At 70.8% G+C, this 12,187-nt stretch carries 10 protein-coding genes and 1 pseudogene; 10 read left to right on the forward strand and 1 reads right to left on the reverse strand.

Features of this window, described 5'->3' with window-relative positions; translation table 11 throughout:
* From ACFQ3T_RS28545 to ACFQ3T_RS28585, 9 genes are all read left to right on the forward strand, one after another.
* On the forward strand, window positions 1-907 hold a 907-nt coding region (locus tag ACFQ3T_RS28545; RefSeq protein ID WP_380727791.1), incomplete at its 5' end, for a molybdopterin-dependent oxidoreductase.
* Complete coding sequence (gene nuoH, locus ACFQ3T_RS28550; RefSeq protein WP_380727793.1) at window positions 904-2,235, forward strand: NADH-quinone oxidoreductase subunit NuoH; 1,332 nt, start codon at window positions 904-906, stop codon at window positions 2,233-2,235. The genes ACFQ3T_RS28545 and nuoH, both read left to right, overlap by 4 nt.
* A complete protein-coding gene (gene nuoI / locus ACFQ3T_RS28555) occupies window positions 2,222-2,776 on the forward strand; it encodes an NADH-quinone oxidoreductase subunit NuoI (protein WP_380727796.1) in 555 nt (184 codons plus the stop codon). Before nuoH ends, nuoI begins: the two co-directional genes overlap by 14 nt.
* Entirely contained in the window at window positions 2,773-3,615 is an 843-nt protein-coding gene (locus ACFQ3T_RS28560) for an NADH-quinone oxidoreductase subunit J (RefSeq protein WP_380727798.1), read from the forward strand. Before nuoI ends, ACFQ3T_RS28560 begins: the two co-directional genes overlap by 4 nt.
* Entirely contained in the window at window positions 3,612-3,911 is a 300-nt protein-coding gene (gene nuoK, locus ACFQ3T_RS28565) for an NADH-quinone oxidoreductase subunit NuoK (protein ID WP_033436657.1), read from the forward strand. The genes ACFQ3T_RS28560 and nuoK overlap by 4 nt, the downstream gene beginning before the upstream one ends.
* Before the next feature lie 10 nt (window positions 3,912-3,921).
* The gene (nuoL, locus tag ACFQ3T_RS28570; RefSeq protein WP_380727800.1) at window positions 3,922-5,856 is read left to right on the forward strand and encodes an NADH-quinone oxidoreductase subunit L; all 1,935 of its coding nucleotides are present in this window, start codon (window positions 3,922-3,924) and stop codon (window positions 5,854-5,856) included.
* Window positions 5,853-7,415, forward strand: coding sequence for an NADH-quinone oxidoreductase subunit M (locus ACFQ3T_RS28575; RefSeq protein ID WP_380727802.1), 1,563 nt, complete (start codon window positions 5,853-5,855; stop codon window positions 7,413-7,415). Before nuoL ends, ACFQ3T_RS28575 begins: the two co-directional genes overlap by 4 nt.
* A gap of 1 nt (window position 7,416) precedes the next feature.
* The gene (gene nuoN, locus ACFQ3T_RS28580; RefSeq protein WP_380727804.1) at window positions 7,417-8,988 is read left to right on the forward strand and encodes an NADH-quinone oxidoreductase subunit NuoN; all 1,572 of its coding nucleotides are present in this window, start codon (window positions 7,417-7,419) and stop codon (window positions 8,986-8,988) included.
* Between the two features lie 21 nt (window positions 8,989-9,009).
* Window positions 9,010-10,011: a polyprenyl synthetase family protein gene (locus ACFQ3T_RS28585; protein WP_380727806.1), complete on the forward strand. Its 1,002-nt coding sequence runs from the start codon at window positions 9,010-9,012 to the stop codon at window positions 10,009-10,011.
* A 45-nt stretch (window positions 10,012-10,056) separates the two neighbouring features.
* On the opposite strand, the gene rarD is transcribed toward ACFQ3T_RS28585, so the two are convergent.
* Window positions 10,057-10,980: an EamA family transporter RarD gene (gene rarD, locus ACFQ3T_RS28590; protein WP_380727808.1), complete on the reverse strand. Its 924-nt coding sequence runs from the start codon at window positions 10,978-10,980 to the stop codon at window positions 10,057-10,059.
* 198 nt (window positions 10,981-11,178) lie between these two features.
* On the opposite strand from rarD, the pseudogene ACFQ3T_RS28595 reads away from it, so the two are divergent.
* Window positions 11,179-12,187, forward strand: a pseudogene (locus ACFQ3T_RS28595) (hypothetical protein); the annotation flags it as partial.

A 12,187-nucleotide genomic window follows, 5' to 3' on the forward strand; every position in this document is an offset into this window, starting at 1 on the left:
GGCGGCCCGCGCCGAGGTCGAGCAGGCGTGGGGACTGGAGCCGGGCGCGCTGCCCGCGCAGGCCGGCCGCGACACCACCGGCATCCTGACCGCCGCCGCGAGCGGTGGCCTGGACGCGCTGGTGGTCGGCGGCGTCGACCCGTTCGACCTGCCGGACCCGGCGCTGGCCGAGCGCGCGCTGGAGCTGGCCGGTTTCGTGGTCAGCCTGGAGCTGCGGCACAGCGCGGTCACCGCGCACGCCGACGTCGTGCTGCCGATCGCCCCGGCGGTCGAGAAGGCGGGCAGCTACCTCAACTGGGAGGGCCGCGTCCGCCAGTTCGGCACCACGATCGAGGGCACGGGCGCGCTGCCCGACGGCCGGGTGCTCGACACGCTGGCCGTCGAGATGGACGCCGACCTGTTCACCCAGACCCCGGCGGCGGCCGCCGCAGACCTGGCCCGGCTCGGCGTCGCGACGACCAGCGCCACCGCGCCGACCGTGCCCGCGCCACTCCTGCCGCAGCCCAAGGAGGGCCAGGCGGTCCTCGCCACGTGGCGGCGGCTGCTGGACAACGGCTCGCTGCAGGACGGCGAGCCGAACCTGGCGGGCACCGCCCGGCCGGTCGTGGCCAAGCTGTCCGCGGCCACCGCGCAGCGCCTCGGCGTCCACCCCGGCGGCGAGATCGCCGTCGCCACCGACCGCGGCGAGGTCGTGCTGCCGGTCGAGACGGCGGACCTGCCCGACGGCGTCGTGTGGCTGCCCGGCAACTCGGGCGCGGTCACCGTGCGGCGGAACCTGGTCGCCGGTCACGGCTCCGTGGTGGCGGTCGCGCCCGCGGTCACGGGCGTCGCGGAGAAGATCACGTCGTCGGCGCCGGCCGCGGGCTCCGCCGACGCCAACACCTCGCCCGTCGGAGGCACGGCATGAGCAGCGCTGAACTCCTCGCCGACGATCCGCTCTGGCTGATCCTCGTCAAGGTCGTCGGCATCTTCGCGTTCCTCGTGGTCATGACCCTGTTCATGATCAACTGGGAGCGCAAGGTGGTGGCCCGGATGCAGCAGCGCCCCGGGCCCAACCGGGTCGGCCCGAACGGCTGGCTCCAGTCGCTCGCCGACGGCCTGAAGCTCGCCTTCAAGGAGGACATCCGCCCCGTCCTCGCGGACAAGTGGGTCTTCTTCCTCGCCCCGGTGATCTCCTGCATCCCCGCGTTCGTCGCCTTCTCGGTGATCCCGCTGGGCGGCGAGGTCTCCATCTTCGGCGAGCGCACCGCCCTCCAGCTGGTCGACCTCCCGGTCGGCGTGCTGGTCGTGCTGGCCTGCTCCTCGCTCGGCGTGTACGGCATCGTGCTGTCCGGCTGGGCCTCCGGCTCGCCGTACCCGCTGCTGGGCGCGCTGCGCTCGGCCGCGCAGGTGATCTCGTACGAGATCGCGATGGGCCTGTCGATCGTCGCGGTCGTCATGCACTCGCACTCGCTGTCCACCGCCGAGATCGTCGACGCGCAGAGCAGCGGCTGGTACTTCTACCTGCTGCCGGTCAGCTTCCTCATCTACGTGTGCTCGATGGTCGGCGAGACCAACCGCGCGCCGTTCGACCTCCCCGAGGCCGAGTCGGAGCTGGTCGGCGGCTTCCACACCGAGTACAGCTCGCTGAAGTTCGCGCTGTTCTTCCTGGCCGAGTACGTCAACATGGTGACCGTCTCGGCCCTGGCCACCACGTTGTTCCTCGGCGGCTGGCGGTTCCCGTTCGTCGGCGACGACCACGTCCTCAACAGCGGCTGGTTCGGCCTGCTGTGGTTCGTGATCAAGACCCTGGCCTTCCTGTTCCTGTTCATCTGGCTGCGCGGCACGCTGCCCCGCCTGCGCTACGACCAGTTCATGCGGCTGGGCTGGAAGTTCCTGGTCCCGATCGCGCTGGTCTGGTTCGTCGCGGTGGCGTTCGCCCGCTACCTGCGCCAGGAGTGGGAGGCCCAGGGCGGTCTGGAGACCAGCACCGCGCTGATGGTCATCGGCGGGTTCCTCGCCGTGGTCCTGCTCATCGCGTTCCTGCTGCCGGACAAGCGGGAGGAGCACGACCCCGACGCCGTGCCGGTCACCGGCGGCGGCTTCCCGGTGCCCCCGCTGGACCTCCAGGTCCCGAAGTCCCCGCCGCGCCGGCAGGTGCCGGTCGCGCAACTGCCGACGACCGGCGATCAGGCGCAGGAACCGGCAGCGGTACCCGCAGCTTCACAAAAGGAGGCCAGCGATGGGCGTGTTTGATCCCGTCAAGGGCTTCGGCGTCACCTTCGGCACGATGTTCAAGAAGGTCGTCACCGAGGAGTACCCCGAGGTCAAGAAGGTCACCGCGCCGCGGTTCCACGGCCGCCACCAGCTCAACCGGCACCCGGACGGGCTGGAGAAGTGCGTGGGCTGCGAGCTGTGCGCGTGGGCGTGCCCGGCGGACGCGATCTTCGTCGAGGGTGGCGACAACACCGAGGAGGCGCGGTACTCCCCGGGTGAGCGCTACGGCGCCGACTACCAGATCAACTACCTGCGCTGCATCGGCTGCGGCCTGTGCATCGAGGCGTGCCCGACCCGCTCGCTCACCATGACGAACGAGTACGAGCTCGCCGACGACGACCGGCAGAAGCTGATCTTCACCAAGGAAGACCTGCTCGCGCCGCTGCTCGCCGGCATGGAGCAGCCGCCGCACCCGATGCGGCTCGGCGAGAACGAGCAGGACTACTACGTGAACGGTCCGCAGCTGGCCGCCCAAGGGGACAAGGCCCAGGCCGAGCAGGTTCCGGGAGCGGGTCGATGATCTCCTCCCTCCTGGCCCAGCAGCCCGACGCCGTCCAGCGGGCGGTGGACACCGTGACCACCGGCGAGGCGGTCGCGTTCTGGATCCTCGGCCCGCTCGCCCTGGCCGGCGCGCTCGGCATGCTCTTCGCCCGCAACGCGGTGCACTCCGCGCTGTGGCTCGTGCTCACCATGCTCAGCCTCGGTGTGCTCTACATGGTCCAGCAGGCGCCGTTCCTCGGCTTCGTGCAGATCATCGTCTACACCGGCGCGATCATGATGCTGTTCCTGTTCGTGCTGATGCTGGTCGGCCGGGACAGCTCGGACTCCGTGGTCGAGGTGCTGCGCGGGCAGCGGCTCGCGGCGGCCGTCATCGGCGTCGGCTTCGCCGGCATCGTGGTCGCCTCGGTCGCCCGCGCGCTGACCGACGTGCAGCCGGTCGGCCTGGCCGAGCAGAACACGCGCAACGGCGGCAACGTCGCCAACATCGGCGAGGCGCTGTTCACCGACTACCTGTTCCCGTTCGAGCTGACGTCCGCGCTGCTGATCACGGCGGCGGTCGGCGCGATGGTGCTCGCGTTCGCCTCGCGCACCGGCAAGGACGCCAAGAAGACCCAGCGCGAGCTGGTCGAGGAGCGCTTCCGCGGCGACCGCCCCGGTTCGCTGCCCGGCCCCGGCGTGTTCGCCACCGCCAACTCGGTGGCCACGCCCGCCCTCCTGCCGGACGGTTCGGTGGCCGCCGAGTCCCTGTCCGAGCTGATCGAGACGACCGCCAAGGACCGTCTCGAAGACGACGTCGCGGAGGTGTCCGGCACCGGGCACCAGCCCGACGCGCGCGCGCTCAAGGGAGAGTCGTCGTGACCCCTACGTACTACCTGTTGCTGTCCGCGCTGCTGTTCAGCCTCGGCGCGGTCGGCGTACTGGTGCGGCGCAACGCCATCGTGGTGTTCATGTGCGTGGAGCTGATGCTCAACGCGGTGAACCTCAGCCTGGTCACGTTCGCCCGCATCAACGGGCAGCTCGACGGCCAGGTGATGGCGTTCTTCGTGATGGTCGTCGCCGCGGCCGAGGTCGTGGTCGGTCTGACGATCATCATGGCGATCTTCAAGACGCGTCGCTCGGCCTCGGTCGACGATTCCAACCTGCTGAAGTACTGAGAGGTCCACGGTGACGGAACCTGTTGCCGCCAGCGGGATCGGCAGTCTCGCCTGGTTGTTGCTCGCCCTGCCGGCCTTCGGCGCGCTCGTGTTGCTCGTGGGTGGCAAGCGCACCGACAAGTGGGGTCACCTGCTGGGCTGCGCCACCGTGATCGCCGCGTTCGCGTACGGGGTCGCGCTGTTCTTCTCCACGCTGGGCCTGAGCCCGGAGGAGCGGACCACCGAGGTGCACCTGTTCGACTGGGTGCCGGTGAACGCGCTGAACGTGGAGTTCGGGCTGCGCCTCGACCCGCTGTCCCTGACGTTCGTGCTGCTGATCACCGGTGTGGGCGCGCTGATCCACATCTACTCGATCGGCTACATGGCGCACGAGGCGGGACGGCGGAAGTTCTTCGGCTACCTGAACCTCTTCGTCGCCGCGATGCTGCTGCTGGTGCTCGGCAACGGCTTCGTGACGCTGTACTTCGGCTGGGAGGGCGTCGGTCTCGCGTCCTACCTGCTGATCGGCTGGTACCAGCACAAGCCGGAGGCGGCGTCGGCCGCGAAGAAGGCGTTCCTCATGAACCGGGTCGGTGACCTGGGCCTGGCGATCGCCATCTTCCTGATGTTCAAGACGTTGGGCACCACCCAGTACACCGAGGTGTTCGCCCGCGTCGGCGAGTTCTCGTCGGCCGAGGTCCTGGCCATCACGTTGCTGCTGCTGCTCGGCGCGTGCGGCAAGTCGGGCCAGTTCCCGCTCCAGGCGTGGTTGCCGGACGCGATGGCGGGCCCGACCCCGGTCTCCGCCCTGATCCACGCGGCGACGATGGTCACCGCGGGCGTCTACCTGATCGCCCGCGCGAACCCGATCTACAACCTGAGCGCCGACGGCCGCCTGGTCGTGATGATCATCGGCGGCCTCACGCTGCTGATCGGCTGCATCATCGGCTGCGCGTACGACGACTTCAAGAAGGTGCTGGCCTACTCGACGGTCAGCCAGATCGGCTACATGATCCTGGCCGTCGGCCTCGGTCCGGTCGGCTACGCGCTGGGCATCATGCACCTGCTCACGCACGGCTTCTTCAAGGCGGGCCTGTTCCTCGGCGCCGGTTCGGTCATGCACGGCATGAACGACGAGGGCGACATCCGGCGGATGGGCGGCCTGGCGAAGAAGATGCCGATCACCTTCGTCACGTGGACGCTCGGCTACCTGGCGCTGATCGGGTTCCCGTTCCTGTCCGGCTACTTCTCCAAGGACGCCATCATCGCGGCGGCGTTCAGCGAGCCGGGCTGGCGCGGCTGGGTGTTCGGCGGCGTGGCCGCGCTGGGCGCGGGCATCACCGCGTTCTACATGACCCGCCTGCTGTTCCTGGTGTTCCTGGGCAAGCCCCGCTACACCGGGCTGAAGTCCGCCGACGGCCGCGAGTACCACCCGCACGAGTCGGGCCTGTCGATGACGGTGCCGATGATCGTGCTGGCGTTCGGCTCGATCGGCGCGGGCTTCTTCTTCGAGTCCAACCACAACCTGGCCGGCTGGCTCACGCCGTCGCTCGGCGAGTTGCGGGAGCAGCACGGCGTGCTCTCGCACGGCGTGGTGAACATCCTGGTGCTCGGCCTGTCCGCGCTGGGCGTGCTCATCGCGTTCCTGCTGTTCGGCCGCGGCACGCAGCCGGTGGAACGGCCGCAGCGGGTGTCGTTCCCGGTCCGCGCCGCGCGCGCCGACCTGTACGGCAACGCGGTGAACGAGGCGTTGTTCGCGCGGCCGGGCACCTGGCTCACCCGCGCGCTGGTGTTCGTGGACAACAAGGGCGTCGACGGCCTGGTCAACGGGTCGGCGGCGCTGCTGGGCGGTAGCTCGGGCCGGCTGCGCAGGATGCAGACCGGGTTCGTGCGCTCGTACGCGCTCTCCATGCTCCTGGGTGCGGTCTTCGTCCTGGGCGCGCTGCTGATGGTGAGGTTCTCGTGAGCTGGACGCTGATCGCGCTGCTCCTGCTGCCGCTGGTCGGCAGCCTGGTGGTGGCGTTCCTGCGGGGCAACGACCGGGTGGCCAAGACGGTCGCGCTGGCGTTCTCGCTGGTGGAGCTGCTGTTGGCGGTGCTGGCGTGGACGGCGTTCGACCCGGGCGGCGAGCGCTTGCAGCTCACCAGCTCGGCCGAGTGGATCCCCGCCTTCGGCGTGCGCCTGTCGTTCGGCGTGGACGGCATCGCGCTGGTGATGATCGCGCTGATCGCGTTCCTGGTGCCGATCGTCATCGGCGGCTCGTGGGCGGACAAGCTGCCCGAGGGCCGCAGCGCGGGCGGGTTCTTCGCCCTCCTGCTGGCCATGCAGACCGGCATGGTCGGTGTCTTCGCGGCCACCGACGTGTTCGTGTTCTACGTGTTCTTCGAGGCCGTGCTGGTCCCGATGTACTTCCTGATCGGCCGCTTCGGCGGGCCCAACCGGCAGTACGCGGCGATGAAGTTCTTCCTGTACTCGCTGCTCGGCGGCCTCATCATGCTGGCGTCGGTGATCGGCCTGTACGTCGTCAGCGCGGACAAGATCGGCCAGGGCACGCTCGACTGGGCCACGCTGGTCACGGTGACGCGCGACCTGCCGCTGTCCACGCAGATCTGGCTGTTCCTCGGCTTCTTCGTCGCGTTCGCGATCAAGGCGCCGCTGGTGCCGCTGCACACGTGGCTGCCGGACGCCGGTGCGGAAGCGCCGGTCGGCGCGGGCGTGCTGCTCGTCGGCATCCTCGACAAGATCGGCACGTTCGGCTTCCTGCGCTACTGCCTGCCGCTGTTCCCGGCGGCCAGCAAGGAGCTCGCGCCGCTGGTGCTGATCCTCGCCGTGGTCGGCATCCTGTACGGCTCGCTGCTCGCGGTCGGCCAGTCCGACATGAAGCGGTTCGTGGCGTACACGTCGATCGCGCACTTCGGCTTCATCGCGCTCGGCATCTTCGCGTTCAGCTCGCAGGCGGGCACGGGCGCGGTGCTGTACATGGTCAACCACGGCATCTCGACCGGCATGCTGTTCCTGGTCGTCGGCATGGTGATGGCCCGCGGCGGCTCGCGCCTGATCGAGGACTACGGCGGCATGGCCAAGCTGACCCCGGTGCTGGGCGGCCTGTTCTTCGTGGCCGGCCTGTCGTCGCTGGCGCTGCCGGGCACCAACTCGTTCGTCAGCGAGTTCCTGGTGCTCATCGGCTCCTACCCGAACGAGCCGGTGTACACGATCCTGGCGGCCATCGGCATGGTGCTCGCCGCGCTGTACGTCCTGTGGCTGTACCAGCGCGTCTTCCAGGGCCCGGTCCGCGGCACGGCGCTGCTCGACGCGGTCGGCGGCCCCGGCGCGGCGGTCGACCCGGAACGGGCGTCGGTGCCGGACCTGAACAAGCGCGAACTGGCCGTGCTCGCGCCGCTGGTGGCACTGATCTTGGTGCTCGGCTTCTACCCGAAGCCGGTGTTGGACGTGATCACCCCGTCCGTCGGGGCGACGCTCAGCGAGGTCGGGGTGGCCGACCCGGTCGCGCAGGAAGGCAAGTGACGTGACGACGTTCCTCTCGCAGAACGTGGAACGGCTGCAAGCCCCGGAGATCGACTACGGGGCCGTCGCGCCGTTGCTGATCGTGCTCGGCGCGGCCTGCCTCAGCGTGCTCGTCGAGGCGTTCCTGCCCAAGGCCCAGCGCTGGCCGAGCCAGGTCGTGCTGACCCTGCTCACGCTGGCGGGCGCGGGTGGCGCGCTGGCGCTGCACGCGTCGGCCGACGGCACCGCCCCGCAGGGCAAGCTGACCCTGGCGGGCACCATCGCGGTCGACCGCCCGGTGATCTTCCTGTGGGGCACGCTGCTGCTGCTCGGCCTCGGCGCGGTGCTGCTCATCGCGGACCGGTCCGTCGAGCCGGGCGGCGCGTTCGTGCCGGAGGCGACGCCGAGCGGCGGCGTGTTCCGGACCCGCGCGCTGGCCGGTCGGCTGGAGATGCAGACCGAGGTCTTCCCGCTGACGCTGTTCGCGCTCGGCGGGATGATGGTCTTCGTCGCGGCGAACGACCTGCTCACCATGTTCATCGCGCTGGAAGTGCTGTCGCTGCCGCTGTACCTGATGTGCGGCCTGGCCCGCCGTCGCCGCCTGCTGTCGCAGGAGGCCGCGGTGAAGTACTTCCTGCTCGGCGCGTTCGCGTCGGCGTTCTTCCTGTACGGCGTGGCCCTGCTGTACGGCTTCGCGGGTTCCGTGAAGCTGGCCGACATCGCCAACGCGACGACGGCGACGGACCGCTCCGACACGCTGCTCTACGCGGGCTTCGGCCTGCTGGTCGTGGGCCTGCTGTTCAAGGCCTCGGTCGGCCCGTTCCACGCGTGGACGCCGGACGTCTACCAGGGCGCGCCGACGCCGATCACGGCGTTCATGGCCGCCTGCACGAAGGTCGCCGCGTTCGGCGGCATCCTGCGCGTGTTCTACGGCGCGTTCGAGGGCTCCAGCTGGGAGTGGAACGGCGTCCTGTGGGGCGTGGCCATCGTGTCCATGGTCATCGGCGCGATCCTCGGCCTGACCCAGACCGACGTGAAGCGGATGATCGCGTACTCGTCGGTGGCCCACGCGGGCTTCCTGCTGGTCGGCGTGATCTCGCTGAACGACCAGGGCCTGTCCGGCACGATGTTCTACCTGCTGGCCTACGGCTTCACCACGCTGGCCGCGTTCGGCATCGTCACGCTGGTGCGCACCGGCGACGGCGAGGCCACGCACCTGTCCCAGTGGGCGGGCCTGGCCAAGCGGTCCCCGGTGGTGGCGGGGGTGTTCACGTTCCTGCTGCTCGCCCTCGCCGGTCTGCCGCTGACCAGCGGGTTCGTCGGCAAGTTCGTGGTGTTCGCGGCGGCCGTGGAGGCCCGGATGGCGCCCCTCGTGGTGATCGCCCTGGTGGCGAGCGCCGTGGCGGCGTTCTTCTACCTGCGGGTCATCGTGCTGATGTACTTCAGCGAGCCGGCGGCCGACGGCCCGACGGTGAGCGTGCCCGGCGCGTTCACCACGGTCGCCATCACGCTCGGCGCGGCGATCACGCTCGTGCTGGGCGTCTACCCGTCGTTCGCCCTCGATTGGGCGGGTGCCGGCGCGTTCATCTTCTAGCGGTACGTAGGCTCTCTAGCCGTGACCAGTAGCGAGCGGGCGGGGACGGGGTTCCGGTTGTCGGACCCCGTGCTCGCGGAGGTGGTTCAGGACGGGCTGGCCGAGGTGGAGCAGCTCCTGCGCAAGGTCGTGCAGAGCGAGTTCCACCCGGTGATGGAGACGTCCCTGCACCTGGTGACCGCGGGCGGCAAGCGCATCCGCCCGCTGTTCACCATCCTGTCCGCCCAGTTCGGCACCGAGTGGGACCGCGACAGCGTGCTGAAGGCCGCGGCGGTGGTCGAGCTGACCCACCTCGCCACGCTCTACCACGACGACGTCATGGACGAGGCCACGATGCGCCGCGGCGCGGAGTCGGCCAACGCGAAGTGGGACAACAGCATCGCCATCCTCACCGGCGACTACCTGTTCGCGCACGCGTCGGCGCTGGTCGCGGACCTGGGCACGGGCGCGGCGCGGATCATCGCGGAGACGTTCTCCGAGCTGGTGACCGGCCAGATGCGCGAGACGATGGGTCCGCGCGCGGGCGAGGACCCGGTCGCGCACTACCTGACCACGATCGCCGAGAAGACGGGTTCGCTGATCGCCACGGCGGCCCGGTTCGGCGCGATGTTCTCCGACGTCACCCCTGAGCAGGTGGACGCGCTGCGCGCGTACGGCGAGGTCATCGGAGCGGCGTTCCAGATCTCCGACGACGTCATCGACATCGCGTCGCCGTCGGAGGAGTCGGGCAAGACGCCCGGCACGGACCTGCGCGAAGGCGTGAAGACGTTGCCGATGCTGTACGCGCTGGAGGACGAGCCGGGCTCGCGGCTGGCGAAGCTGCTGGCGGGGCCCATCACCGACGACGCCGAGGTGGTCGAGGCGTTGGAGCTGCTGCGGGCGTCGAGCGGGCTGGTGCGGGCGCGGCGGACGCTGGACGACTACGCGGCACGCGCTCGGGCGACCCTGCACGTGCTGCCGGCGGGTGCCGCGCGGGACGCGCTGGAGTCGGTCAGCGACTACGTGGTGACCCGCTCGCACTAGGCGGGTCCGGCCTGGTGGCCGGCCGCCGGGGCAGGTCGGGGCAGGTCAGGGCAGGTCGGAGACCGGCAGGCGGCGGCGGACGCGGACGGCGTCCACCGTGAACACCGCCAGGGCGAGCCAGACGAGCCCGAACCCGAACCAGCGGGACGTGGGCATCGGCTCGTGCATGACGAACACGCCCCACGCGAACTGCAGCACGGGCGCCAGGTACTGGAGCATGCCCATCGTCACCAGCGGCACGAGCCGGGCGCCCGCGCCGAACAGGATCAGCGGGATCGCGGTGACGACGCCCGTCGACACGAGGATCAGCGCGTGGCCCCAGCCGTGCGACTGGAACGTCCCGGCCGGTCCGAGCCAGATCAGGTAGCCCACGGCGATCGGGGCGAGCACCAGGCTCTCCGCGGTGAGGCTCGCCGTCGCCTCCAGCGGCACGGTCTTCTTCAGCAGCCCGTAGACGCCGAACGAGCAGGCCAGCGCCAGCGAGATCCACGGCAGCCTGCCGTAGTCGACGGCCAGCACGACGACGGCGGTCACGGCGATCGCCAGGGCGGCGTACTGGGGCAGGCGCAAGCGCTCGCGCAGCACGAACACCCCGAGCAGCACGCTCACGAGGGGGTTGATGAAGTAGCCGAGGGCGGCTTCCACGACGTGCCCGGTGTTGACCGCGTGGATGTAGACGCCCCAGTTGACCGCGATCAGCGCGCCCGCCGCCGTCACCATCGCCCAGCCGCGCCCGGACAGCCGCCGGATGCCCGCCCACCGGCCCAGCACGGCGGTGACGACGGCCATGACGACCAGCGACCACGCGATCCGGTGGGCCAGGATCTCCACGGACCCGGCCGGCTGGAGCAGCGGCCAGTACGCGGGCACGATGCCCCAGAGGAAGTACGCGCCGACGCCGAAGGCGATCCCGCGGTTCGTGCGGTTGACTTCCGTCGGAACAGCGGCGGAGTTGGTCAACGGCGGCACAAGGGCTACTGTACGCCAGCCGTTTTGGCTGGTCAGTTGCTCCAAGTGGCCTACTATCGAAGCCTGGTCGCAGGTCTGGCCGGCCCCACGCGCCGGACCGGGTGGTCAGGGTAGTTTTGCACCGCTTCCCCAACTGGGTGAATGCCCGGAAGCGGAGCGTGTCGGGGTGTGTGACAAGCAGCAGTGGGAGGGTCTCCCGTGAGTTCGCTCTTCGGGCAGGTGTGGCTGTGGAGCCTGCTGTCCTTCGTGGCAGGCGTCGCACTGACCTGGCTGGTCATGGTGCGCCCGGCCAAGCGGGAGCTGGAAGACCTGGAGGAACGCCTCCTCACCTCGCCGCGGCCCACGTCCTCGGGGTCGTCCTCGGGGTCGTCGCCGGCCACGTCCCGGTCGCCGGAGCAGCCGGACGAGTTCGACAGCTGGCACGTCGACCCGCCCCGGTCGCCGGCGGACGAGGCGCTCACGCCCTCGCGCCAGGAGACGCCCGAGCGCCCGCGCCACGAGGCCGCGGCCGAGCCCGTGCGCTACGACGTGTCCAACATGAAGCTCGACCAGCGCGACGCGTACCAGGACGAGCTGGACGACGAGCACCGCCCCCTGTCGGACTTCGAGGAGCGGCACGACGCCCCGGAGCCCGACGTGGACCGCCCGCGCAGCCTGTTCGAGCGCCTGGCGCCGGAGACCGACGACCGCGACGGCCACGAGCCCGCGTCCCGGGGCCGCCAGTACGTGCCGGACGAGGAGCCGGAGCTGCCCGTCGAGGAGACCCGCCTCATGCCGGCCGTGCCGGTGGCGGAGGTCGCGCCGCCGCAGGACGAGCCGACCGCGCCGCCCGAGGTCGAGGTCTTCCACCCGCGCGAGGTGTGGCGGGAGGAGCCGGTCCGCGAGGTCTACGACGAGGACGAGGTCCCGAGCGGTCACGTGGAGGAGGACGAGCCGGAGCGCCGGCCCGCGTCCGCCGAGGAGACGGCGCTCATCCCGGCCACCGCGCTGGCGCAGGCCATCGCCGAGGTGGACGACGAGCAGCGGCGTGCCGAGGACCCGCAGGTCTGGCCCGCGCACGACCTGACGGGCCACTTCGCGCCCGTGGACGTCGACGCCTCCCGCGCCGCGCGCGAGGAGGAGGGGCCGCGGACCGACGTCATCCGTGCCGTCGTCGAGCCCGCGCCGGTCGAGTCCCGCCCGGAGGTCGGCGAGCCGGGGTCCCGCC

The organism is Saccharothrix hoggarensis, from assembly GCF_042678885.1.
Lineage (GTDB): Bacteria > Actinomycetota > Actinomycetes > Mycobacteriales > Pseudonocardiaceae > Actinosynnema > Actinosynnema hoggarensis.

Bases quoted from the DNA above. Each gene is read 5' to 3' on its own strand.
- nuoH (WP_380727793.1), top strand. From the start codon at position 904: ATGAGCAGCGCTGAACTCCTCGCCGACGATCCGCTCTGGCTGATCCTC.
- nuoI (WP_380727796.1), top strand. From the start codon at position 2,222: ATGGGCGTGTTTGATCCCGTCAAGGGCTTCGGCGTCACCTTCGGCACG.
- ACFQ3T_RS28560 (WP_380727798.1), top strand. From the start codon at position 2,773: ATGATCTCCTCCCTCCTGGCCCAGCAGCCCGACGCCGTCCAGCGGGCG.